Origin of the sequence: Bacillus sp. JJ675, from assembly GCF_036963165.1 — a bacterium.
Taxonomy (GTDB): domain Bacteria; phylum Bacillota; class Bacilli; order Bacillales; family Bacillaceae; genus Bacillus; species Bacillus glycinifermentans.
In genome coordinates, this window is sequence record NZ_JBALMR010000018.1 from 83,946 (window position 1) to 107,008 (window position 23,063).

Below are 23,063 nucleotides of genomic sequence, written 5' to 3' on the forward strand. Positions count from 1 at the left end.
TCGCAAACTCTCCGGCACGATCAATCAATGAATTCAAATTCAAATTCAAGCAAACGTATCGTATCCCCGTCTTTTGCCCCGCGTGCGCGCAATGCATCATCAACGCCCATGCCGCGAAGCTGTCTCGCAAACCGCTTGACGGACTCGTCCCTTGAGAAATCTGTCATTTTAAATAAGCGTTCGAGCTTGGCTCCGCTCAGGACGAAGGTTCCGTCAGAATCACGGGTAATTTCGAACGGCGCCTCTTCGTCTTCCAATTTGTACATGACCCTGTTTTCTGTCAGTTCTTCCTCGTCATACAGCGGGAATTCCGGCGTTGTTTCCAAACGATTGGCGATCTCAAACAGCAGATCTCTCAATCCCTGTCTTGTAACGGCGCTGATCGGGAAAACGGGGTGATCGTCTGTGAGTTTTTCTTTAAAAGCCTTCAGGTTTTCTTCCGCCTCAGGCATATCCATCTTATTGGCGACGATAATCTGCGGCCGTTCTGTCAGCCTGAGATTGTACTGCTCAAGCTCCTTGTTGATTGTCACATAATCCTCGTAAGGATCGCGCCCTTCAAGGCCTGACATGTCAATCACATGAACGATGACACGCGTTCTCTCGATATGTCTCAAGAACTGATGGCCAAGGCCGACTCCTTCATGAGCGCCTTCAATGAGCCCCGGAAGGTCAGCCATCACAAAGCTGCGGCCGTCATCGGTTTCCACCATGCCGAGGTTCGGAGCAAGCGTCGTAAAGTGATAATCGGCGATTTTCGGCTTGGCTGAAGAAACGACAGACAAAAGCGTTGACTTTCCGACGCTCGGAAAGCCGACAAGCCCGACATCGGCCAACACCTTTAATTCAAGAACGACGTAGCGTTCTTTGCCCGGTTCGCCGTTTTCCGAAAGCTGCGGCGCCGGATTTGCCGGTGTCGCAAACCGTGTGTTGCCGCGGCCTCCTCGGCCGCCTTTGGCAATGACGGCTTCCTGTCCGTGTTCCGTCAAATCGGCGATCACCTGTTTCGTATCATCATCAATGACAACGGTGCCCGGCGGAACTTTGACAACCATATCCTCCGCATTTCTGCCGTGCTGGTTTTTGGACATGCCATGCTCTCCGCGGGCAGCCTTGAAATGCCTCTGATAGCGAAAATCCATCAGCGTGCTGAGACCTTCGTCGACTTTAAACACGACGTCTCCGCCTTTTCCGCCGTCTCCCCCCGCAGGGCCTCCTTTCGGCACATACTTTTCGCGGCGGAACGCAACCATTCCGTTGCCTCCGTCTCCGCCTTTAACATATACTTTTACCTGATCAACAAACATAATGTCCTCCGTTCTATTCCTTTAAAACCGCGTTTACTTGACGTGGATTTCAGCAAGACATTCACGCTCTGAAACATCGAGCCGCCTGATTTCATAAAAATCTTCAGGTGATTTCTGAAATTCTTCAAAGCCGATAAGCTCTGTCAAGGCGCCGTGAAAGTCGAGATAAATGACGAGGCTTCCCTCGGGTCCGTCCGTTTGCAGCGTGACGGTCAAATGGTTTTCGCTCTCTTTTGAAACGCATTCGTCAAAAATCCGAAACAGCTTTCTGATGAGAATCACCAGCTTTTCATCATAAGCCGAGAGATCCCTGACTTCTCCGATCACCTCATATTCAAGCGTCAGCGAATGAGCCGTCCAGTTAAACGTGAGCAAATCGTAAGCAAACCGCGGTATTTTCAGGTTTGAAAGCTTTGATTCATGCTGAGCCTCAATGACCACTTCATCAATGATCTCAAACACGCGGTCATATTTCTTTAATGTTAGGTTTCCTTTAATCAATTGAAGTTTATTCATCCAGTCGTGCCTTGAGTGGCTGAGCAGATGGATAAGCTCATGAGTCAAAGCCGTGTCATCGATATTCTTTTCTCGTTTTTTCGATATTTCTTCCATTTTGGCACTCCCAATCGTTTGGTCTCTTTTTAGGAGTCTGATCCGGTTTGTACTTTGAATTATAACAGAGAAGACAGTATAAATGAAACACGTTTATGCGGAATCTCCAGCGGAATCCCGGCATTTGCCGGATAGCGTGTCCGGGATTGAAATTGATATGTAAAAAAAACTCCGGTCAGAACGACCGGAGTTTCGTTTAAAGGTTAGGCTACAGGATATACGCTCACTTTTTTGCGGTCACGGCCGAAACGTTCGAATTTAACAGTTCCGTCGATTTTCGCAAATAGAGTGTCATCTCCGCCGCGGCCCACGTTTTCACCTGGGTAAATTTTTGTTCCGCGTTGACGGTAAAGGATGGAACCGCCTGTTACGAATTGACCGTCAGCACGTTTAGCACCTAAACGTTTAGCCTCAGAGTCACGTCCGTTTTTCGTTGAACCTACTCCTTTTTTAGAAGCGAAAAACTGAAGATCTAGTCTTAGCATGTAGCTCACCTCCTATATTTTGTTCTCTGTTACTCGTAAGTAACCTTTGTAATCCCGTTCGATCGTTTGCAGGGAAACGATCATGCCTTCAAGAAGCAACTGGGCTTTGCTCCGCGCTTCCTGATCTGTCTCATCAGGGAACCGGAAAGACAAATATCCCCCGTCTTCCCCAAGATCGAGGATCGGATCAATGCCGGCCAGTGCGATGACAGCATTGACCGCTCCGAAGGCAACGGCAGATGCTCCGGCACAAACGAGATCGTGTCCATGTTCAGCAAAATTCGCATGCCCCGTCATTTCAAAGGACAAAATGTCCCCGTCCAGCCGGGATCTTGTAATTGTTGCCTGAATCATATCCTACACGCCTTAAGCGTTAATTTTTTCAATTACGACTTTTGTGTAAGGCTGACGATGACCTTGTTTTTTATGTTGGTTTTTCTTCGGCTTGTACTTAAATACGGTAATTTTTTTAGCGCGGCCTTGTTTTTCAACTTTGCCTGTTACCGTAGCGCCTTCAACCGTAGGGTTTCCAACTTTAACGTTTTCACCGCCGACAAACAATACGTTGTCAAAAGTAACTGTTTCGCCGACTTCAGCAGCAAGCTTTTCAACGTATACAGTTTGACCTTCTTCAACTTTGATTTGTTTTCCGCCTGTTTGAATAATTGCGTACATCTCTGCACCTCCTAATAAACTAAGACTCGCCAGTCAGCAGGGGGCTTTATCAAGCACTTAGCGCCTGCGCTGAGCGGTTGTAGCACGGGTGCTACATCCATAACATTAAAAAATATACCAGAATCACAGACGAATGTCAATACAGTTTTCAATAAACCGACAGAAGCTCTCCCATTGAAGACGTCGTTCGTTTATCGGCGAAATAGGCGTGAAGAACTTCATTTTCATCGAGCTGGCTCAGCTTTTCCCCGTCTTTTTCAATGATAATCGGATGCTTGCAGCCTCTCCTGAACATCAACATGACGTCGTATATGCGCTCATCCGCGCAAACGGTGAGCGGTGCAAGCCGGCGGACTTCCCGCTCTTTTCCGTAATAGCGTTCAAGCAGAAAACGGATATGGGCGTAATGCCTGCTTCTGTATTCCCGGTAAAGGGAGACGGATAGAAATACGAGCAGCACCCAGGCGCTCAGCTGCATTGGAGAAACCGCCAAAACCGCTATCATGAACAGTGCACAGCCGCCACACGATACGGACAGGATCATTTGCTGCGCCTTTTGATACGGCAAATATTTCGAAAAAAGCAGAAACAACAGCTTCCCCCCGTCCAGCGGCCAGACGGGAAACAGATTCATCAGCAGGATCGTCAAGTTGTAAAATGTAAACATATCAAACATTTTCGGTTCGAGGAGCGAATTGGCAGACATCAGCCAAGCGGCTGACTGAAGCCATATGTGCTGTACCGGCCCAGCGCAAACGACGGCAAGTTCTTCTTTTAACGGTCTGTTTCCATGCTCGTCAACCTCAAGGGCTCCCCCGAAAGGAAGCAGAAAAATCCGTTTGATCCTCCAGGAAAAATAGACGGCTGCTGCGGCATGGCCAAGCTCATGAACCAAAATGACGATCATTAAGCAAAATAACGCTTTAATATGCCCGGTCATTAAAGCGAGCGCCATCACCAGCCAGAGCAGGGGATGGATATGAAGCTTTGCGATGAGCTCTGTCCATCTATTCATCAAACGATATCACCTGTATCGGATCGACAAATTCGTCTCCTTGTTTAATTGCAAAATAATAGACGCCTTTATGGTCTTTATTTTGCTGAATCGTTCCGAGCTTGGCTCCTTTATCGACGAAATCGTATAAAGCGACATCGACCTTTTTCAACTGTCCGTAATAGGTGTAGCTGTTATCGGCATGCTGGATGACAACCGTCAGGCCTGTCTCCGGGCTTTTTTCCACTTCAATGACATAGCCCTCTTTCATGCTCTCAATCGTTTCGCTTTCGGTTTCGACTTTGATCCCCTCTCCGGAAAATTTCTGCTGAACTTTCCCCATCGCAGGGGTGACAAGCTCCTGGTTGACCTCCATTTGCTCTGACTGCTTTCCGCTTTTCGGCTGAAACAGCGAAAGCGGGTGTCCGAACTTTGATTCATACCAATGTCCAAGGGCCGCAAATTGAAATTCTTCTGTGAACATCCGGCCGATCACCGGTTTGACCTGCTTCACGGATTCAAAATGGCCTTTATAAGCAATGGCAGACACAAGAACGAGGCATGCTGACAGGAGGCATTTTATGATGAATGCATCGGCCTTTACAAGCGGATGCTTTCCGTTTATCAAAGTTGAACCCCCTTCATATGCGGGGAACTCCTCATGTTTATCATCCTCCGGAAAGGCTGTCCAGGCGGGCGGTGGCAGCGGGCGCTTTGATCTGTCAGGGCGGCCCGGTCCATTTGCCGGCGTTTTCCGTTTTCGCTTTTTCGCGATTCTTTTGCGGATTTCATCTGCTCTGTGACTCATACCCCTCATCCTTTACATTCACGTTGGTTTGTACCATGATATGTCTTGTCCACAGCATTTATACCGATATTATTGACATGAAACCAAAAGGTTTCGTATAATAAAAAAACGAAACCTTTTGGTTTCATATTTTTCATGACGGAGGTATTCGAATGAAAGAACAAAACAGCCATGTGCCTGATATACATAAAAGGGTCACATTTCATGCGCCGATTCAAAAAGTATGGGAAGCGGTTGCGACAAGCGAGGGAATTGCCGCCTGGTTCATGGCGAACAATTTTCAGCCTGAAATCGGCCATGAATTCACCCTGCAGTCGCCATATGGACCTTCACCGTGCAAAGTGATTGAGCTTGAAGCTCCGCATCGCCTCTCTTTCACCTGGGACACGTCAGGCTGGATCGTGACCTTTGAATTAAAAGAGACAGCCGGCGGCGGCACTGAGTTTACTTTGATTCACTCCGGCTGGGGAGAGCCGGAAGAAATCGTTCCAAAAGCGGGAGCAAACAATTCGGACGTCCGCGACAGGATGAACGGCGGCTGGGAAGGGCTCGTCAATCAAAGGCTTCGCATGGCAGTTGAAGGCTAGTGTCTTCATCAGCGCAAAAACATGATGTGTTTCGGGCGGTCGCCGATCCGACGAGGAGGAAGCTGCTGAAGCTTCTCGCTGATCGGGAAATGCCCATTACCGATATCAGCAGCCATTTTCCGATAACAAGGACGGCCGTCTCCAAGCATTTGCGGATTTTGTCTGATGCGCGGCTTGTGAGCGAACGAAAAGCGGGAAGGGAGAAGCTGTACAGGCTTCATCCCGAACCGCTGATCGAATTGCAGGAGTGGCTCTCCTATTTCGACCGGTATTGGGACAACAAGCTCTCCATACTGAAACATTATGTGGAACATGAAGGTAGAGAATAAATGCTATGAAAAAAGCAATCTCATAACTTGAGATTGCTTTTTGGCATTATGCGCGCACGCCGAAGAACGATTTAATTCTGGCAAACACGCCTTTATGCTCTTCTTCAAATGACTGTAAAGGCACGGATTCGCCGAGAACGCGGCGGGCGATGTTCCGGTATGCGATGGAAGCCTTGTTGTTGGGGTCCATGACAACCGGCTCTCCGTTGTTGGATGCCTTAATGACTTCATCATCATCGGCGACGATGCCGATCAATTCGATGGATAAATGCTGAATCACTTCGTCAACGTCAAGCGTATCGCCGTTTTTCATTAAGTGATTGCGGATCCGGTTGATGATCAGACGGGGCGGCTCAATGTTCTCCTCTTTCTCGAGAAGTCCGATAATCCGATCGGCGTCACGAACGGCTGAAATTTCCGGTGTCGTCACGACAATGGCTTTGTCAGCGCCGGAAACCGCATTTTTATATCCCTGCTCAATTCCTGCCGGACAGTCAATAACGATATAGTCAAAATCCTGTTTTAACTGCTGGATTAATTTGACCATCTGCTCCGGCAGAACCGCCGATTTGTCGCTTGTCTGTGCCGCCGGAAGCAAATAAAGCAGGTCATCAAAGCGTTTATCCTTTACAAGCGCCTGATGGATCTTGCATCTTTCTTCAACGACATCCACCAGATCATAGATAATTCGATTCTCAAGGCCCATGACGACATCGAGATTGCGCAGGCCGATGTCTGTGTCAACAAGACATACCCGCTTTCCCAAGATGGCCAAAGCGGTGCCAAGATTCGCGGATGTCGTCGTTTTGCCTACTCCGCCTTTCCCCGAGGTTATTACGATAGCTTCACCCAACTTTACATTCCTCCCTCAAGCCTTGTTAAACTAGGTCTCAAATGAGCCAATTGTTGAAGGCGGTCAATGACCATATTCTCTTCTTCGTCTAAATAAGCACATTCCATGTCGTTCCCTTCTTGGATGTGGTCTGGGGAGCGATTGAGCACATGATTTATGCGTAATTGAGTCGGTCTCATATCGGAAGCCGCAATAACAGCTCGTTTATTTCCGTTAAAACCAGCGTGGGCAATCCCTCTTAAAGAGCCGAGGACAAAAATATTTCCTCCGGCCTTCACCATTCCTCCCGGGTTCACATCCCCGATGAGAAGCAAATCGCCATCTGTTTCCAGGACTTGTCCCGAGCGAACGATTTTGGCGACCGAAATGACCTCGCTTTCTTTTTTTAAGCGGTCGGCTTCTGTTTTGGTCATGACTTCACTTTCGATGGACTGGATAAACAGATTTTGCTTCTCAGTGATCACTTCGGTCAGCCTGGCTTCTTGTTCCTTCGTCACATAGCGGTGGCCAAGCTTTACGAGAACACTGATTTTCTGGCCTTTTCCATCCATATAATGTTCGAGTGACAGCATATCCTGAAGACCGTTCAGTAATTCTTCAAAAGAGCATGTGTCATCAAGATGAAGCGTCAATCCATTTTTCGTTCCTTTAATTGTTACGTATTGCTGCTTTTGGGTCTTCACGGTGTTCACCTCAACATCATACTCATTTCGACATCGGCTGATAAAATCCTTTTTTTACTCTTCCCGAAGCTCTTTCTTAAGACTGGTAAAAAACGCTTTGAACGGGTAAATGAGCAAAATTCCCGCAACCGCGTTTAATCCGAGAGTAGGAAGCAGCCTTTCCAGCACAAATTGATGGAACGGCATGATCTCCGGCCGTATTAACATCTGTACGCCGTATTGATAAAACTCAAGGACACAGACGGCAAGAACCGATATGAAGATCACGACAAGCGCGTTCGTCTGCAGCACTTTAAACGCCTTTGACGTTAAATAACAAATACCGGCAAAACCAAACATGTATACCCCTAAAAGGTCGGTATAGTTAATATCGTATAGCAGTCCGAATATAAATCCATATGTAATGGCAAACGACTGATTGACGTAAGCCGTCATAAAAACTAAGACGAGCAGCAGAAAACGCGGAATCAGCTGCAGATCATCGCCGATAAAAGGCAATCTGACAAAATCTGCATAAACGCTTTCAGACGCCAGGACAAACATCATGATGACAGGAAGAAGGAACCGCTTCACGATCCTCCCTCCTCCTCATTCACCGTGTCGAGTGTACGATCAACGACAATGACATTATCAAGATTATACAAATCAGCAGCCGGCTTCACGTAAGCGATTTTTGTCAAACCGTAAGAATCGGGTTCGACCTCTGTCACCTTTCCGACCGTTAAGCCTTTTGGAAATACTCCGCCTGCCCCGGAGGTTTCAACCAGGTCGCCTTTTTTGATATCCCTTTCTTTATCAGGATCAATAATTTCCATGGACAGCGCCTTTTTGTCAGAATCATATCCGTTGATAATGCCGTTTACCGTTTTTTTGCCTTTATTAGCCGAAACGATGGTCGAAATTCGGTTGTTTCTGTCCGTCGCGCTTAAAAGCTGGACAGTGGAAGTGAAGCTATTCACTTTTGTGCTGTCGATTTTACCGATCAGGTTGCCGTTTTCGTCTGTGACCGCCATGTCTTTTTTCACGCCATGCTTGGAGCCTTTGTTAATCGTGATCATGTTCCACCATTCATATTTATCCGGGTTTCTGGCGATGACAGTCGCCAGTATCGGATTATAGTCTCTGATCGACTTCAAATGGCCTAGCTCCTTGCGAAGGGACTTGTTTTCGTTTTCGAGTTCCTGAAGCTTTGCTTCATACTGAGTCTGGCCGTCAAGCTTCTTCCGCAGGCGCTCGTTTTCATCATAAGTGTTTTTTAAGTCTTCTACATTTTCAAAGAAGCCCGAAAAAAACTGAGCGGGCGTATGAAAAATGGTTTGGAATACACCAGTTGTATCGCCAATGAATTTTTCGGGCCAAGTTGCATTACGGTCGTTCTTCAACGAAAATCCAATCATTGCCACCAAAATGATGATACAAAGGAGTAAAAGCATCAACCGTTTATTCGTAAAAAACTGCGGCATGATTATACACCTCTTCTATTTCACTGTGTCCTTAATTTTTCCCTTTAAATAGATGAATTTGTTCGAGTGCTTTACCTGTTCCGATCGCTACACAGTCAAGAGGGTCTTCCGCAATGATAACCGGCATTTTCGTTTCTTCGCTGATGACTTTATCCAAATGGCGAAGAAGCGCGCCTCCGCCCGTCAGGACGATTCCGCGGTCCATAATGTCAGCCGCAAGTTCAGGCGGTGTTTTTTCCAGCGTATTTTTCACGGCGTCTACGATTGCAGACACAGTATCGCGAAGCGCCGCCGTAATTTCTTTCTCGGTGATTTCAATCGTTTTCGGCAGTCCTGTTAAAAGATCGCGGCCGCGGATTTCCATGCTTTCTCCGTTTTCACTTGCTTCGGCCGAGCCGATTTCGAGTTTGATAGCTTCGGCAGTGCGATCCCCGATCATCAGATTGTACGTTTTTCTGATATAAGAGATAATCGCCTCGTCCATCTCATCCCCGGCTACACGGATGGATTGGGAAGTGACAATTCCTCCAAGGGAAATAATCGCGACTTCGGTCGTTCCTCCGCCGATGTCAACAACCATGCTTCCGGTCGGCTCCCAAACAGGCAGGTTTGCGCCGATCGCCGCGGCAAACGGTTCTTCAATCGGATAGGCGTCTCTTGCGCCCGCCTGGCGTGTGGCATCGATAACCGCGCGCTGTTCTACCGCTGTAATTCCGGATGGAACACAGACCATTACATAAGGTTTTCTTGCAAACAATCCTTTGTTTTTCACAGCTTTGCTAATATAATGCTTCATCATCGTTGCCGTTGTTTCATAATCAGCGATGACTCCGTCTTTCATCGGGCGGAGCGCAACGACATTTCCCGGAGTCCGTCCGATCATATTTTTCGCGTCATTACCGACTGCGACAATTTGCTTTGTGTCCGTTTGAAGCGCAACGACAGAAGGCTCCCTAACGACAATTCCTTTTCCTTTGACAAAGACAAGCGTATTCGCTGTTCCCAAATCTATTCCAAGGTCTCTCGCACCAATTCCAAACATTTGTATGTATCTTCCTTTCTTAAAACAAATTCCTAAGCAAAAACCATAAATTCTATTATAGCTTAATTTAATGAAAAAAAAAGTGTTACAAATATCCTTTTTCTTTTAAGCTCACAAATTTTTGATCGCCGATGATAATATGGTCGAGCAATTCGATTCCGATGAGCTGTCCGCATTCATTGAGACGCCTTGTAACATCGATATCTTCGCTGCTCGGTGCCGGGTCTCCCGAAGGATGGTTGTGCACGCAGATAAAAGAAGCGGCTGACCGCTTCAAAGCCTCCTTAAACACTTCCCGCGGATGGACAATGGAAGAGTTCAGGCTGCCGATAAAGACGGTGCGTTTGTGGATTACCTGATTTTTAGAATTCAGGTAGAGACAGACGAAGTGTTCCTGAGACAAAAAACGCATATCTTCCATCAGCAAATTCGCTGCATCCTCAGGAAAGCGGATCACATGCCGCTCTTCGTACACAAGCTTATGAATGCGCCGGCCGAGTTCGAGAGCCGCCAATATTTGAACGGCTTTCGCGCGGCCGATGCCCGAGATGCTTGAAAGCTCTTCAACAGATGCTTCTTTTAATAAACGCAGGCCGTCGAACGTCTGAAGAAGGCGGCTTGAAAGCTGGAGAACCGATTCTTTTTTTGTTCCGGTTCTTAAAAGAACCGCCAGCAATTCATGATTTGACAGGCTTTCGGCGCCCATGTTCAAGAGCCGTTCGCGAGGCCTTTCATCTTCCGGAAAATCTCTTAATTTTAATGGCTGATCGCTAATGATAAAACCCTCCCTGTGATTCCCCTTCCCGTTCGGTTCATCAATAGGAGTGCAGACCAAACCGCTTCAGCATTCTCATCGTTTTGGAAATAGGCAGCCCCACAACCGTGTAGTAATCGCCCTTAATATGTTTGACGAAGAGCGCGCCCTTTCCCTGTATTCCGTATGAACCTGCTTTATCAAACGGTTCGCCCGTATCAATATAGGCGCTGATTTCTTTATCTTCGAGAGGCCAAAAGGTGACTTCGGTTTCCTCAAAAAATGTTTCGCATTTGCTGTTTGACTTGATGCAGACACCCGTCAGCACCGAATGGGTTTGTCCGGAAAGCATTTTCAGCATCCTTCCGGCTTCCCCGGCATCTTTCGGCTTGCCCAGACAAACGCCTTCAAAACAAACTATGGTGTCGGCGCCAAGCACGACAGCATCAGGATATTGCTCGGCTACTTTTCGCACTTTTTGTTCCGCCAACCATTTGACGTTCTCTTCCGGCGAAAAGTTTCGGTTTAATTTTTCTTCTGCGTTGCTCGCCACGACGCGGTATGGAATGTGCAGGAGGTCGAGGAGTTCCTTTCTGCGGGGTGATTGTGAAGCTAAAATAAGCGGCTGTGTCATGGGAAGCCATCCTTTCACGGGTTTTTTGCTTAAGAAATAAAGATACTTGTTTTATCCTACCAAAAGAAAGCCTCAGCCACAATTTCAGAAAAATAACTTTTTGATGACAAAAATCGATAAATCAAAAAAACCAGCCCATCGGCTGGTTCAAATGATTATTTCATTTGGCTGAGCAATAGCTGCTGGCTTTTCCAGCCGTTTGCCGCTGTCGGTTTTTCCAGCAGATTCACGGCCTTTAGTATGCCCTCTTTTATCTTTTCCGAGTCTCCATTTGGCTTTATTCCATCAATTTCCGCTTTGAGATCGGCGACGTTTTTCGCGGTTACCTCGGCGCCGAGAATCGCTTTTGCCGACAGCTCTGCCGCTTCTTTAAAAGCCGGGGACAAATCGGAATCAAGCGAAACCGACAGCTCTTTTCCGCCCCACGCATCAAGATCGTGATCGATCAAAATCTGTCCGAGCTGAGAAGTCATCTGCTTTTCACCGGTTATGCCGGCGATCACGTAATATCCGTCATCTTTTGCCAGCGGAACAGCGGCATATCCTTTTTCAACGATTTGAGAAGCCATCGTTTCCGCCCCTTCTTTTGAAGAGAATTTGCCCGCCTGCACGGCAAAGCCTTTAAAATCCGCACCGGCTTTGCCAGCCGCCTGTTTTTCGCCATCGCTGTCCCCGGCTTTGACCGCCCCGCCGTCTTCCGCATTCGCGCCAAGACTGCCCGATGCCGGCACTTCTCCTTTATCTGATGCAAGGTTGAGAGCAAAAACGCCGAGGCCTGTGCCGAGCAAAACAGCGAAAATAATCGTCATCGCGAAACGCTTAACGGGGTAAGAAAACGTTCGTTTCGCCTTTTGACTGCCTTTGGCTTCATGTTTCTTTTGATAAGGCGTCACCACTTTTGGATCGTCTTTAAAAACGGCCTCTTCCTCATCCGGCTCAGCCCATGTAAATTCGTCCGTTTCGGGTTTTCTGTCCTCCTTTGAAGCGGATATCTCCTGCTCCGCCTTCCGCTTTTCTTCCCAATTCGAAAAGGTCAGTTTCTTTTCCTTATGTTTTTCCTGCGCCTCTGCTTTCGCCGTGCCGTATATCGTCTCTTCCTTTCCGTTGATCATCACTTTGAGCGGATCTTCTTTAGGCGTGTTCCCGGCCGAAATTTTCTTGCTTTTCCGTTTTTTCAATGTACATCCCTCGCTTTCTGTTTTTGATTGTATGATGAGCATAGCAGTATCCCGTTAGAAACAGAGGGAGCCAAAAGGAAGGAGGAGATCTCCTGAAGGCTTGTCCCTCTTATTGTCCACACTGTATCACAGCCCGAAAAAAAAAGAACAAGACTTTTGTCGTCTCGTTCAAAAAGGTTTCGTCAAATTTTTTATGCCGTCATTTGGACGTACAAATCGATCAGCTGATCGCCGTAAAAATAGCCTGTCAGCGTTCCGATCAAAATGGCGGGCGCAAACGGAAAGGGATCCCTTCGCTTGAGCTTTCCGCAAGCCATGGCTGTAAGCCCGATCACCGTTCCGCAGGCGGCGGACAGGAAAAACACGAGCACGATCAGCTTGGCTCCCAGGACGACGCCAAGGACGGCAAACAGCTTCACATCGCCCCCGCCGATGCCCCCTTTCGTCACAGCAGCCGTAAAGAGCGGCAGCAGGCATCCGCAAGCCGCCCCCGTTATGCTCGAATGCCAAGGGTCAAGCGGAATCAATAAACGCCCGGCAACGAAAATAGGCAGAAAAACACAAAGTACGGCATCGGGTATGACCATATACGTCACATCTGAGACAAAAGCGATCAGCAGCAAAGAAATGAGCAAAAGCGCCATGACAAGCTCTCCCTCTCCGCCCATCTGCAGCCATGCAAAGGGAAACAGAAAAGCCGCCGTCAGCTCAACGGCCGGATAGACGATCGAAATGGAGCACTTGCACCCTCTGCACTTTCCTCTCTGCAAGACGTAGGACAGCACCGGTATCAGCTCAAGAAAAGTCAATGGGCGGCGGCAGACGGGGCAGGCGGAACGCGGAGCGAGCAATGAGGTTTTTTGAGGGATGCGGCGGCCTGCCGCATTAAAAAAAGAGCCTAGCACCAAACCGGTTATGAAAAAGTACATCAACGAACATCAGCCTCTCGCAGGATTTCCCGGCCCGGATCTTCCGGCAGGCCAGGGGCTTCCATTTTAGCAAACCTTGGAGAGGGCCGCTGTTCGCGAAAATATAAAAATGCGCCTTCAGCCTAAGCTAAAAACGCATTTTTGCCTTTTATCGTTTCAATGCCGCTCTGACGGCGGAAATAAAGTAGAGCGAGCCCGTAATGATCACGACGGCTTTTTCATCCGCAGCTTTTTCTTCGATAAACCGAAACACGGAGTCGATGTTTTCGCCGCAGGTTTTATAGCGGGCCCGGCTTTGCTCGTACAGTTTTTGAGCGGATTCGGCTCTCGGAAAATCAAACGATGTAAAATGAACCGAAGATGCAAACGCCTCTATTTCGCGGATCATATCCTGATAGGGCTTGTCTTTTAAGGCGCTGAAACAAACGTGGATGTTCCGATCCCCAAAGTGAGCGGCTATCGTCTCGGTCAGACGGCCGACGCCTTCTTTGTTATGAGCGCCGTCAATATATGTAAGCGGCTGTTCCAGCACTTTTTCAAAGCGGCCGGCCCATTCCGCTTTTTTCAAACCGGCACGAAGCGCTTCCCGGCTGATATCGGCGTAATTTTCCGCGGCGAGCCATTCAGCTGCAAGAACCGCCAAAGAAGCATTTTGCCGCTGATGGGTGCCGATCAGGCCGGTTTCAAGCTGTTCGTACTGCTGCTCAGGCGTCTTTAGCGAAAACCGTTCGCCATCCGGCAGAGAGAGCTCCCCGTATATGTCGCAAGTCTCCTGAAGGGATATATACGGAGCGCATTTTTCCGCAGCTTTGCGTTTGATCACACCGGCAGCTTCACGCTGATGAACAGCTGTTAACACGGGCACGCCCTGCTTGATGATTCCCGCTTTTTCAGCCGCGATCTCTTCCAGTGTATCTCCCAAGATCGCGGTGTGGTCGCGGCCGATCGAGGTGATGACCGTCAATATCGGTTCGACGACATTCGTCGAATCAAGGCGGCCGCCAAGGCCCGTTTCAAAAATAACAAAATCGGTCTTGCGGTATGCAGCAAAATATAAAAATGCACAAGCGGTGATGATTTCAAATTCGGTGGCCGCCCCAAGTTCGGTTTTTTCCAGCTCCAGGACGAGCGGTGCGATTTCATTGAAAAGCGCCGTCCACTCCTCATCTGAAATCGGAATGCCGTCCACGCTGATCCGTTCGTTGAAGGTTACGATATAAGGGGAAGTGAACGTGCCCGCCGTATATCCGGCTTCCTGCATTATCGAGCGGATAAAGGCGATCGTCGACCCTTTTCCGTTTGTTCCGGCAACGTGCACAGCTTTCATTTTTTTCTCCGGGTGCCCGAGCGCATCAAGCAGCCACTCCATTCGTTCCAGCCCCGGCTTGATGCCGAATTTCAGCCTTCCGTTCAACCAGCTTAGCGCTTCTTCAAACGTGTTGAACAAGCCTGTTCCCTCCCTTCAATGATGAAGGTGTTTTCCGGCCTTGTGAAGACCGAAAAACACCTCGCTTTTCCTTTTTTAGTTTTTCAATTCGGCGATCCTTTTTTCGACGGCTTCGCGTTTTGCTGTATAATCGGCTTCTTTCGCCCGCTCTTCGTCGATGACGTGCTGCGGCGCTTTTTTCATAAAGCCTAAATTGCTTAATTTCTTCTGAACCCGTTCGACTTCTTTGTTCAATTTACCGAGCTCTTTTTCAAGGCGGCTGATTTCTTCGTCAATGTTGATCAGCCCTTCAAGCGGCAAAATCAACTCTGCCCCTGATACAACGGCAGTCATCGCTTTATCAATCGTCTTGACGTCCGTTCCGATTTCAAGCACGCTCGGGTTTGTAAAGCGTTCCACGTAAGAGCGGTTTTCTTCAAGGCGCCCGGCGACTTCAGGCGAGCTCGTTTTGATATAAAGCTCGATCTGTTTGCTGAGCGGTGTATTGACTTCACTGCGGATATTCCGCACTGCACGGATCACTTCAACGAGAAGCTTCATATTTGCCGCAGCCTCTTCGTCGGAATATGCTTTGACGACTTCAGGCCACTTCGCAACCGTAATCGATTCACCTTCATGAGGAAGGTGCTGCCAAATCTCCTCTGTTAAAAATGGCATGAACGGATGCAGGAGGCGCATCGTCTGATCCAGTACATACGCCAAAACGGAGCGTGTCGTCTTTTTGGCCGCTTCATCATCGCCGTAAAGCGGAAGTTTGGCCATTTCGATGTACCAGTCGCAGAAATCGTCCCAAATAAAGTTGTAGAGATGGCGGCCGACTTCGCCGAATTCGTATTTTTCTGCAAGATGTGTCACCGTTTCGATCGTTTCGTTTAATCTCGTTAAAATCCATTTATCTGCAACCGATTTTTCACCTGATAAATCGAGTTCTTCATACGTCATACCGTCCATGTTCATCAACGCAAACCTTGAGGCATTCCAAATCTTGTTTGCGAAGTTCCATGTAGATTCGACCTTTTCAAAGCTGAAGCGCAAATCCTGTCCAGGCGAGCTTCCGGTCGCCAGGAAATAGCGGAGTGAATCGGCTCCATACTTTTCGATGACTTCCATAGGATCGACCCCGTTTCCGAGCGATTTGCTCATCTTGCGGCCTAGGTCGTCTCGGATCAATCCGTGAATCAAGACGTCTTTGAACGGACGCTCGCCCGTAAACTCGATGCCTTGGAAAATCATTCTGGACACCCAGAAGAAAATGATGTCATATCCTGTAACAAGAACGTTAGTCGGATAGTAGCGCTTGAAATCTTCCTCATCGACATCAGGCCAGCCCATCGTCGAAAACGGCCACAGAGCCGAACTGAACCACGTGTCAAGAACATCTTTGTCCTGCTCCCAGTTTTCGGCATCCTCAGGCGCTTCAACGCCGACGTAGACTTCACCCGTTTCTTTATGATACCAGGCCGGAATCCGGTGGCCCCACCAAAGCTGGCGTGAAATACACCAGTCGCGGATATTTTCCATCCAGTGAAGGTATGTTTTTTCAAACCGCTCCGGTACGAAATTGACTTTGCCTTCGCTTTTTTGCAATTCGATTGCCGCATCGGCCAGCGGCTGCATTTGGACGAACCATTGCGTTGAAAGGTACGGTTCAACGACTGCGCCGCTGCGCTCGCTGTGACCGACGGAATGCATATGCTCTTCGATTTTGAAAAGAACGCCCTGTTCCTGTAGGTCTTTCACAATCGCTTTGCGGCATTCAAAACGGTCCATGCCTTTATATTGAAGGGCATTATCGTTCATCGTTCCGTCTTCATTCATAACGAGAATCCGCTCCAGATTGTGGCGGTTTCCGATCTCAAAGTCGTTCGGATCATGAGCCGGCGTGATTTTCACCGCACCTGAACCAAATTCCATGTCGACGTAATCATCAGCGACAATCGGAATTTCTCTTCCCGTGATCGGCAGAACGACCGTTTTTCCGATTAGGTGTTTGTACCGTTCATCTTCCGGATGAACCGCAACCGCCGTATCTCCGAGCATCGTTTCCGGACGGGTCGTCGCGATCTCAATCGAGCCTGAGCCGTCTTTCAGCGGATAGCGCATATGGTAGAATGCACCTTGAACGTCTTTATAGATGACTTCGATGTCGCTCAGAGCCGTTTTTGTGGCCGGGTCCCAGTTGATGATATATTCTCCCCGGTAAATCAGCCCTTTTTCATAAAGCTTCACAAAGACTTCGCGAACCGCTTTTGAGAGCCCTTCATCAAGAGTGAACCGCTCTCTTGAGTAATCGAGGCCAAGACCGAGCTTTGCCCATTGGCTGCGAATGAAATCGGCGTATTCCTCTTTCCATTTCCACGTTTCCTCGAGAAATTTTTCACGCCCCAGATCATAGCGGGTTTTTCCTTCCTCGCGCAGCTTGGCTTCAACCTTTGCCTGTGTCGCAATTCCGGCGTGGTCCATTCCCGGAAGCCACAGCACGTCATACCCCTGCATCCGCTTCATTCTCGTGACGATATCCTGCAGCGTCGAATCCCACGCGTGTCCCAAATGCAGCTTCCCTGTCACATTCGGCGGTGGAATGACAACGGTATACGGCTCTTTGTCAGAGTCGTTTGCAGCTTCAAAAAACTTGCCGTTCACCCAATATTCGTATCTGTCTTTTTCGACTTTGGCCGGATCGTATTTTGTCGGCATCGTCAGTTCTTGTTTATCCATTTTCAAACCTCCAGCAATATAAACGGCTGATCAATAGAAAAAGAGTCCTCTTTATCCTGTTAAAAGGACGAAGAGAACTCTCTCGCGGTACCACCTTTTTTCATGAACGCCGAATGAGGCATTCACGCACTTAATGGGATAACGGGCCTTTCCCGAATTTCTCTACTTTTATGTTCAAGAAATTGCGCTCCTGGGCGACCTTCCAAAAAAGACTGGCTGGGAAACCTTTCAGCTCTAGGAGTCCCTCTCTGTAAGCGTCTGTTTTTGTACTCTTCCCATTCAAAGCGGGTGATCATTGATTTTTCAGCACGTACTTTTTTCTTGTTCTTATATTACTAAATCTTTTTCATTTTCGTCAATCATCTTTGCCGTTTTTCTCCCGTTTTATACAAGATTGGGCCATGCACACAAGCTTCGTTTTCTCATATGATGCTGTAACGAAAAGGAGAGGAGGCATAAGGTGCGGAAAAAGTTCAACATTCACTCGCTCCAGCCGTGGCTGAAACAGATAAAGCTTGTCGGTGTTCAAGTCATCCTCCCGCTTACGATCTTTCAAGGCATTCGAACCCTTTTCTTTCCAACGACGTTTGATGTTCTCCTGTTGGGTATTCTCATATTCCTTGCATGCGCCTTTCACCTTGACTGGATATAAAACAGGCAAGGCCTGCTGCAAGCAGAAAAGTCCGCATCATGATGATGGGGACTCTGTTTCTGCCTGGAGTTTTCGGTTTTCTTCTGTTTGATGGATGCCCATTACGAGCGGCTCCGCATTTTTCATTTGCCAATACGCCTTCAGCAGTCTTGTGCATTCTTCTTTCTCTCCGGAGCGTTTTCCCGTCTGATAGCGTTTCAGCTCGTCAAATACGGCTGCCGGATAAGCCATATAGCTTAAAAACAAGCTGATTTCTTCATCGCGCAAAGGGTAGACTTTGTGATACGTATAAAACCAGCTTACACATTCCGGGCACATGACGGGATTTGTCTTAAACATTCTCGTAAAAAATACGATCAGGTCATTTGCAGGCGGCCCGTATCCCGCCTTCTCAAAGTTGGTAAAGTAGCCCGTGCCCATATCATTATACAGAAAGTGGCGGACGGACAATTGCCCGTGGTTTAAGACGAGTCTGGAAGACTCCTTACCTTTGATGGCTTCGTACCACTCATCAAGACGTTCAAGCGCAAAATCGACGGCGGACAGCGTCTCTTTGTAATACATCGCGGCCTGAAGCTGAAATGGCGACATGTACCATTCTTTTTCCGCCACTGTGAGAAACTCTTCATATCTTTGTTTTTGCGCTTCCCATTTTCGTTTTGTCCGTTCATAGTGCCCGAGCGTATCCTCTTGCCTTATATCGGTTTCTTTTTCCGTTTTCTGATGAATAAGAGCGATTTCCTGAAATAAATATTCGTGCTTTTGATCGCGCTCTTCCTCTTTTTGAAGCGAAAGCCACGGCATTAAATAGCAGACATCAGCACCCGCACCGGTCAAAAATTCCCCTGATCGGTTTCTGTAAACGGGAACGAAATTTCTGTAGCCCTTCTCCTCAAGGATGATCATCTGCTCCGTAAAACGGGCATTCCTTGAAGCGACCAGTTTTTTCAGGGCGAATACGCCGTGGTTCGTATATACTTTCCACACTTTTCGACTGACGGGCTCAACATATTGAGCGGCAAGCCCGTATTCATGCAAAACAGACTGGATATCTTCCATTTCTGCTCACCACGCATCAGGCATGGCTGTTTTGATAATCGGGAATATAAAGGATTTGTCCTTCCTTTAATTCTTCATCAAGAGAAAGGGAATTCATCCGGATGAGCTGCTGGGCATTAATGCCGTAACGTTCGCACAGAAGGTCGATTGTATCATTTTGCTGAACGATGCACATCCTCATTCGCGCAAACTCCTCCTCCCCTTGTTTTGTAAACAGTTTCGTTAAATAGAGCGCGTTATCGTTCTCTTTCGTTTCTTCTTCCGCGTTGTCATCCCGTTCTTCTTCAGGCTCTTCCTGCTCATGAAAAGAGTATTCCGGAATTACGATGGAATGGCTCGGCTCCGGTTCTTCTTCTGCTGTTTCCTGTTTTACTTCAATTTCAAAGGACTCCCTTTCCTCCTGCTCTTCTTCATCATGCAGAATAGGAGGAACGCCGAAAAACGGTGTTTCCTTTGTTTCTTCAGAATCGGAATAAGACCTGTATAACGGTTCCGCCGTCTCTTCCGCCGCCTCGCTTTCTTCCATTCTCGGTTCCGCTTTTGCGTCCCCGCTGCTTTCTTCCATTCTCGGTTCTGCTTTTGCGTCCCTGCTGCTTTCCTCCATTCTCAGTTCCGCTTTTGCATCCCTGCTGCTTTCTTCCATATTCCGTTCTGTTTTTACCTCTTCTCTTACTTCCTCAGTTTCCTTTTGCGTTTCCAGCTCGCGCTTCGTTCTTTCCGCAGCGGACAATGAAGCGGCAAAAAACGGTTTTGCTTCGTTTCCGGATTCTCCGAGAAACGATTGATAAATCGGAACCGTTTGTTCATCGGTTTCATCTTCATCTTCGTATGTTTCTTCTTCTACTTCCTGGTCATCGTACGGAGCGTCTAGGCTAATGGAAAACGTCTTTTCTTCAGGATCGTCTTCTTCATCCGGATAAGACCGGTACGCAGGTTCAGGTTCTTCTTCATACTGAGGAATTTCCCCCAGGACCGGCGGGGTGTGCGCCCCGTTTTTCTCCTCTTCTTCCCCGCTCACATTCAGCAGGCCTTCAATCGCCAAGTCCGCCTGAATCGTCAGCATGCGGGCATCTGTCAGCTGATAATCGAAAGCATCAATAAACACAAATACATCGTTTAAATGATTCACCTTGTTTTTCGGAATCGTAATATCTACGGGAAAGCAATGCGTCAGCTCGGCGCTTCCGTCCCCTTTCAATTTTACGTCTTCCACAAATCGGCTTGTCGCAGGCAGCTCAGCATACTCCCGGGTTTGATCTATGTTGTATTCGCCTGTCAGCTCTAATGACCCGCGTATTGATACGTAATCATTCACTTCCTGAACGGAAATGTCAGGATCCAATGATATCGATAACAATTCCGATACTTCCTGTCCTTTTTGAAAACAGATCGACTCTTCCACAGAAAATTGCAAACGGTGGTTTTGCGGCAAACTGATATCCTCCCTTCACCTAATTTTTAAAATTAGATGTCAGTAAAGATGTATGAAAAAAAACGGCAAAATATGAACATAAAAAAAAGGGCCGCCGGCAATGCCGGCAGCCTCCTTCGTTCTTTACTTTTTGCGGCTGATCGCGCTGAACACCCGTTCAACCGCTCTGATCGTATGTTCAATGTCTTCATCCGTGTGGGCGGTTGACAAAAACAGCCCTTCAAACTGTGACGGCGGCAGGAACACGCCTTCATCCGCCATGCCTTTGTAATAGTCGGCAAACAGGCTGAGGTCAGACTGTCTGGCGGTTTCATAATTGATGACAGGCCCGTCTGTGAAAAAGAAGCCGATCATCGATCCCGCCCGGTTAAACGTATGCGGGATGCCGTTTTTCCGGGCGGCTTCAGAAATTCCTTTTTCAAGAAGATCCGCTTTCCGTGAAAATTCCCGATAAGAATCAGGCGTCAGCTGCTTCAATGTTTCGAGCCCGGCTGTCATGGCAAGCGGGTTGCCGGACAATGTGCCGGCCTGATAAATCGGTCCGCTCGGCGCGATTTTCTCCATGATTTCAGCTTTTCCTCCGTACGCGCCGACTGGAAGCCCGCCGCCGATCACTTTTCCGAGACACGTCAAATCAGGCGTCACGCCGAAATAGCCTTGGGCGCAATTATAATCGACCCTGAAGCCCGTCATAACCTCGTCAAAGATCAACAGCGCACCATATGTTTCGGTAAGCTCGCGGAGCCCTTCAAGGAACCCTTTAACAGGCGGAACGACACCCATGTTGCCTGCTACAGGCTCAACGATAACACCGGCGATGTCGTCTCCGAACTCTTGGAAGACAAGCTTCATCGTTTCGAGATCATTGTAAGGAACTGTAATCGTATTTTTGGCAATGCTTTCAGGAACACCCGGGCTGTCAGGCAAGCCGAGCGTCGCGACTCCGGAGCCCGCCTTGATGAGCAGCGAATCGCCGTGCCCGTGGTAACAGCCTTCAAATTTCACGATTTTATTCCGGCCCGTGTATCCCCGTGCAAGCCTTAATGCGCTCATCGTCGCTTCGGTTCCCGAGCTGACCATCCGGACGATTTCTATGGAAGGGACGCGTTCAATGACAAGCTCAGCGAGCTCTGTTTCCAGCTCGGTCGGCGCACCGAAGCTTGTCCCGTTTTGCGCAGTCTCTTGAATGCTTTTCACAACTTGTTCGTTGCTGTGTCCCAAAATGAGCGGACCCCATGATAAGACGTAATCAATATATTCGTTTCCGTCGATATCATAGATCTTCGAACCTTTGCCCCGTTCCATGAAAATCGGATCCATGTTTACCGATTTAAACGCGCGGACCGGACTGTTTACTCCGCCCGGCAGCACTTGCTGGGCTTTTTTGAAAGCCGCTTTAGATTTTTCATAGCTCCGCATTCGCTAAAACCTCCAGTCGATTTTCGTTATTCTGCAATCCATTTTGCTGCATCTTTTGCAAAATACGTGATGATCAAATCACAGCCTGCCCGTTTCATGCTTGTCAGCATTTCAAGGACAAGCGCTTTTTCATCGATCCAGCCGTTTTGGCCTCCCGCTTTTACGATCGAATATTCTCCGCTCACATTATATCCTACGACAGGCAGATTGAACTCGTTTTTCACGTCGCGGACGATATCCAAATAGGAGAGAGTCGGTTTGACGATCAGAAAATCGGCGCCTTCTTCAACATCGGATTTTGCTTCTCTGATGGCTTCCAGACGGTTGGCGTAATCCATTTGATACGTTTTCCGGTCTCCGAACTGCGGGCTGCTTCCCGCTGCATCGCGGAACGGCCCGTAAAACGCACTCGCATATTTTACAGCGTAAGACATAATCGGCACGTTCGTAAATCCTTCTTCATCAAGCGCCTCCCTGATGGCGGCAACGAACCCGTCCATCATGTTGGACGGCGCGATGATGTCAGCGCCGGCCCTGGCCTGGCTGACCGCCGTCTTCGCCAAGAGAGCGAGCGATTCGTCGTTTAAGATTTCGCCGTTCTCGACGAGGCCGCAGTGGCCGTGATCCGTATATTCGCAAAGGCACGTATCGGCGACTACGACAAGCTCCGGGAAGTCCTCTTTTATTTTTGCGATCGCTTTTTGGACGATACCATGGTCATGATATGCTCCACTTCCGACAGCATCTTTATGTTCCGGCACGCCGAAAACGATAACCGATTGAATGCCGAGGCTTGCGACTTCTTCAAGTTCTTCGTTCAGTCTGTCCAGTGACAGCTGATACACGCCGGGCATTGAAGGCACTTCACTTTTAATGTTCTCTCCTTCGATTGCAAAAATCGGATAAATAAAGTCTGACGCTTTTAATTCGGTTTCTCTGACAAGCTTCCGCATGCCTGCCGTTGTCCGCAGACGGCGGTGTCTGTGAAATGATGCTTTCATTT

The 23,063-nt window shown here is 48.3% G+C and carries 25 protein-coding genes and 2 other annotated features; of the genes, 3 read left to right on the top strand and 22 right to left on the bottom strand.

Features of this window, described 5'->3' with window-relative positions:
• Positions 1-20: 20 nt before the first annotated feature.
• The 7 genes from obgE to V7126_RS04650 all read right to left on the bottom strand — a co-directional run bounded on the left by obgE (position 21) and on the right by V7126_RS04650 (position 4,881).
• Positions 21-1,307 carry a GTPase ObgE gene (gene obgE / locus V7126_RS04620; RefSeq protein ID WP_046132075.1) on the bottom strand — a complete coding sequence of 429 codons (1,287 nt, stop codon included), beginning with the start codon at positions 1,305-1,307 and terminating at the stop codon, positions 21-23.
• A 33-nt stretch (positions 1,308-1,340) separates the two neighbouring features.
• Positions 1,341-1,919, bottom strand: a complete 579-nt coding sequence (locus tag V7126_RS04625; protein WP_046132074.1) for a sporulation initiation phosphotransferase B — start codon at positions 1,917-1,919, stop codon at positions 1,341-1,343.
• A 203-nt stretch (positions 1,920-2,122) separates the two neighbouring features.
• Positions 2,123-2,404 carry a 50S ribosomal protein L27 gene (gene rpmA, locus V7126_RS04630; protein WP_006637844.1) on the bottom strand — a complete coding sequence of 94 codons (282 nt, stop codon included), beginning with the start codon at positions 2,402-2,404 and terminating at the stop codon, positions 2,123-2,125.
• 12 nt (positions 2,405-2,416) lie between these two features.
• A complete protein-coding gene (locus V7126_RS04635; RefSeq protein WP_175075658.1) occupies positions 2,417-2,758 on the bottom strand; it encodes a ribosomal-processing cysteine protease Prp in 342 nt (113 codons plus the stop codon).
• Between the two features lie 12 nt (positions 2,759-2,770).
• Positions 2,771-3,079: a 50S ribosomal protein L21 gene (gene rplU, locus V7126_RS04640; protein WP_046132072.1), complete on the bottom strand. Its 309-nt coding sequence runs from the start codon at positions 3,077-3,079 to the stop codon at positions 2,771-2,773.
• Between the two features lie 12 nt (positions 3,080-3,091).
• Positions 3,092-3,168: a sequence feature (ribosomal protein L21 leader region), on the bottom strand.
• A gap of 59 nt (positions 3,169-3,227) precedes the next feature.
• Positions 3,228-4,094 (bottom strand): M50 family metallopeptidase, encoded by an 867-nt coding sequence (locus V7126_RS04645; RefSeq protein ID WP_046132071.1) that lies wholly within the window; start codon positions 4,092-4,094, stop codon positions 3,228-3,230.
• Positions 4,087-4,881: a peptidoglycan DD-metalloendopeptidase family protein gene (locus tag V7126_RS04650; protein ID WP_175075659.1), complete on the bottom strand. Its 795-nt coding sequence runs from the start codon at positions 4,879-4,881 to the stop codon at positions 4,087-4,089. The genes V7126_RS04645 and V7126_RS04650 overlap by 8 nt, the downstream gene beginning before the upstream one ends.
• A gap of 152 nt (positions 4,882-5,033) precedes the next feature.
• On the opposite strand from V7126_RS04650, the gene V7126_RS04655 reads away from it, so the two are divergent.
• Positions 5,034-5,468: an SRPBCC family protein gene (locus V7126_RS04655; protein ID WP_175075660.1), complete on the top strand. Its 435-nt coding sequence runs from the start codon at positions 5,034-5,036 to the stop codon at positions 5,466-5,468.
• The gene (locus V7126_RS04660; RefSeq protein WP_175075661.1) at positions 5,468-5,797 is read left to right on the top strand and encodes an ArsR/SmtB family transcription factor; all 330 of its coding nucleotides are present in this window, start codon (positions 5,468-5,470) and stop codon (positions 5,795-5,797) included. Before V7126_RS04655 ends, V7126_RS04660 begins: the two co-directional genes overlap by 1 nt.
• Before the next feature lie 46 nt (positions 5,798-5,843).
• On the opposite strand, the gene minD is transcribed toward V7126_RS04660, so the two are convergent.
• The 11 genes from minD to V7126_RS04715 form a co-directional block, all read right to left on the bottom strand.
• On the bottom strand, positions 5,844-6,650 hold the full coding sequence (gene minD, locus V7126_RS04665; protein WP_175075662.1) for a septum site-determining protein MinD: 807 nt from the start codon (positions 6,648-6,650) through the stop codon (positions 5,844-5,846).
• 2 nt (positions 6,651-6,652) lie between these two features.
• The gene (gene minC, locus V7126_RS04670; protein ID WP_046132066.1) at positions 6,653-7,333 is read right to left on the bottom strand and encodes a septum site-determining protein MinC; all 681 of its coding nucleotides are present in this window, start codon (positions 7,331-7,333) and stop codon (positions 6,653-6,655) included.
• Positions 7,334-7,387: 54 nt separating this feature from the next.
• A complete protein-coding gene (gene mreD, locus V7126_RS04675; protein WP_175075663.1) occupies positions 7,388-7,906 on the bottom strand; it encodes a rod shape-determining protein MreD in 519 nt (172 codons plus the stop codon).
• Positions 7,903-8,796: a rod shape-determining protein MreC gene (gene mreC / locus V7126_RS04680; RefSeq protein ID WP_046132064.1), complete on the bottom strand. Its 894-nt coding sequence runs from the start codon at positions 8,794-8,796 to the stop codon at positions 7,903-7,905. Before mreC ends, mreD begins: the two co-directional genes overlap by 4 nt.
• 31 nt (positions 8,797-8,827) lie before the next feature.
• Positions 8,828-9,838 carry a rod shape-determining protein gene (locus V7126_RS04685; protein ID WP_046132063.1) on the bottom strand — a complete coding sequence of 337 codons (1,011 nt, stop codon included), beginning with the start codon at positions 9,836-9,838 and terminating at the stop codon, positions 8,828-8,830.
• 85 nt (positions 9,839-9,923) lie between these two features.
• Positions 9,924-10,616: a RadC family protein gene (gene radC, locus V7126_RS04690; RefSeq protein WP_175075742.1), complete on the bottom strand. Its 693-nt coding sequence runs from the start codon at positions 10,614-10,616 to the stop codon at positions 9,924-9,926.
• Between the two features lie 37 nt (positions 10,617-10,653).
• On the bottom strand, positions 10,654-11,226 hold the full coding sequence (locus V7126_RS04695) for a Maf family protein (RefSeq protein ID WP_046132062.1): 573 nt from the start codon (positions 11,224-11,226) through the stop codon (positions 10,654-10,656).
• Between the two features lie 155 nt (positions 11,227-11,381).
• Complete coding sequence (locus V7126_RS04700; protein ID WP_175075664.1) at positions 11,382-12,404, bottom strand: SPOR domain-containing protein; 1,023 nt, start codon at positions 12,402-12,404, stop codon at positions 11,382-11,384.
• A 191-nt stretch (positions 12,405-12,595) separates the two neighbouring features.
• Complete coding sequence (locus V7126_RS04705; protein WP_175075665.1) at positions 12,596-13,333, bottom strand: prepilin peptidase; 738 nt, start codon at positions 13,331-13,333, stop codon at positions 12,596-12,598.
• 148 nt (positions 13,334-13,481) lie between these two features.
• Positions 13,482-14,780: a bifunctional folylpolyglutamate synthase/dihydrofolate synthase gene (locus tag V7126_RS04710; protein ID WP_175075666.1), complete on the bottom strand. Its 1,299-nt coding sequence runs from the start codon at positions 14,778-14,780 to the stop codon at positions 13,482-13,484.
• Between the two features lie 75 nt (positions 14,781-14,855).
• Positions 14,856-17,498, bottom strand: a complete 2,643-nt coding sequence (locus V7126_RS04715; protein WP_175075667.1) for a valine--tRNA ligase — start codon at positions 17,496-17,498, stop codon at positions 14,856-14,858.
• A gap of 60 nt (positions 17,499-17,558) precedes the next feature.
• Positions 17,559-17,790 (bottom strand) — a binding site (T-box leader).
• Between the two features lie 168 nt (positions 17,791-17,958).
• Between V7126_RS04715 and V7126_RS04720 the strand changes: the two genes are divergently transcribed.
• Positions 17,959-18,150, top strand: a complete 192-nt coding sequence (locus V7126_RS04720) for a hypothetical protein (RefSeq protein ID WP_082094150.1) — start codon at positions 17,959-17,961, stop codon at positions 18,148-18,150.
• Between the two features lie 36 nt (positions 18,151-18,186).
• Here the strand turns inward: V7126_RS04720 and ysxE are convergent, their stop codons facing one another.
• The 4 genes from ysxE to hemB all read right to left on the bottom strand — a co-directional run bounded on the left by ysxE (position 18,187) and on the right by hemB (position 23,061).
• Positions 18,187-19,209 carry a spore coat protein YsxE gene (gene ysxE / locus V7126_RS04725; RefSeq protein ID WP_046132058.1) on the bottom strand — a complete coding sequence of 341 codons (1,023 nt, stop codon included), beginning with the start codon at positions 19,207-19,209 and terminating at the stop codon, positions 18,187-18,189.
• 16 nt (positions 19,210-19,225) lie between these two features.
• A complete protein-coding gene (locus V7126_RS04730; RefSeq protein ID WP_175075668.1) occupies positions 19,226-20,641 on the bottom strand; it encodes a LysM peptidoglycan-binding domain-containing protein in 1,416 nt (471 codons plus the stop codon).
• A gap of 123 nt (positions 20,642-20,764) precedes the next feature.
• The gene (gene hemL, locus V7126_RS04735) at positions 20,765-22,060 is read right to left on the bottom strand and encodes a glutamate-1-semialdehyde 2,1-aminomutase (protein ID WP_046132056.1); all 1,296 of its coding nucleotides are present in this window, start codon (positions 22,058-22,060) and stop codon (positions 20,765-20,767) included.
• 26 nt (positions 22,061-22,086) lie between these two features.
• Positions 22,087-23,061 carry a porphobilinogen synthase gene (gene hemB / locus V7126_RS04740; protein ID WP_335496985.1) on the bottom strand — a complete coding sequence of 325 codons (975 nt, stop codon included), beginning with the start codon at positions 23,059-23,061 and terminating at the stop codon, positions 22,087-22,089.
• Positions 23,062-23,063 lie beyond the last annotated feature (2 nt).

Excerpts from the sequence above, each read along its gene's own strand:
- V7126_RS04635 (WP_175075658.1), bottom strand. The coding sequence starts at position 2,758 with ATGATTCAGGCAACAATTACAAGATCCCGGCTGGACGGGGACATTTTG.
- obgE (WP_046132075.1), bottom strand. The coding sequence starts at position 1,307 with ATGTTTGTTGATCAGGTAAAAGTATATGTTAAAGGCGGAGACGGAGGC.
- V7126_RS04655 (WP_175075660.1), top strand. The coding sequence starts at position 5,034 with ATGAAAGAACAAAACAGCCATGTGCCTGATATACATAAAAGGGTCACA.
- rplU (WP_046132072.1), bottom strand. The coding sequence starts at position 3,079 with ATGTACGCAATTATTCAAACAGGCGGAAAACAAATCAAAGTTGAAGAA.
- hemL (WP_046132056.1), bottom strand. The coding sequence starts at position 22,060 with ATGCGGAGCTATGAAAAATCTAAAGCGGCTTTCAAAAAAGCCCAGCAA.
- V7126_RS04625 (WP_046132074.1), bottom strand. The coding sequence starts at position 1,919 with ATGGAAGAAATATCGAAAAAACGAGAAAAGAATATCGATGACACGGCT.
- V7126_RS04685 (WP_046132063.1), bottom strand. The coding sequence starts at position 9,838 with ATGTTTGGAATTGGTGCGAGAGACCTTGGAATAGATTTGGGAACAGCG.
- V7126_RS04705 (WP_175075665.1), bottom strand. The coding sequence starts at position 13,333 with ATGTACTTTTTCATAACCGGTTTGGTGCTAGGCTCTTTTTTTAATGCG.
- ysxE (WP_046132058.1), bottom strand. The coding sequence starts at position 19,209 with ATGGAAGATATCCAGTCTGTTTTGCATGAATACGGGCTTGCCGCTCAA.
- V7126_RS04650 (WP_175075659.1), bottom strand. The coding sequence starts at position 4,881 with ATGAGTCACAGAGCAGATGAAATCCGCAAAAGAATCGCGAAAAAGCGA.
- V7126_RS04695 (WP_046132062.1), bottom strand. The coding sequence starts at position 11,226 with ATGACACAGCCGCTTATTTTAGCTTCACAATCACCCCGCAGAAAGGAA.
- mreC (WP_046132064.1), bottom strand. The coding sequence starts at position 8,796 with ATGCCGCAGTTTTTTACGAATAAACGGTTGATGCTTTTACTCCTTTGT.
- V7126_RS04715 (WP_175075667.1), bottom strand. The coding sequence starts at position 17,498 with ATGGATAAACAAGAACTGACGATGCCGACAAAATACGATCCGGCCAAA.
- V7126_RS04645 (WP_046132071.1), bottom strand. The coding sequence starts at position 4,094 with ATGAATAGATGGACAGAGCTCATCGCAAAGCTTCATATCCATCCCCTG.
- rpmA (WP_006637844.1), bottom strand. The coding sequence starts at position 2,404 with ATGCTAAGACTAGATCTTCAGTTTTTCGCTTCTAAAAAAGGAGTAGGT.
- hemB (WP_335496985.1), bottom strand. The coding sequence starts at position 23,061 with ATGAAAGCATCATTTCACAGACACCGCCGTCTGCGGACAACGGCAGGC.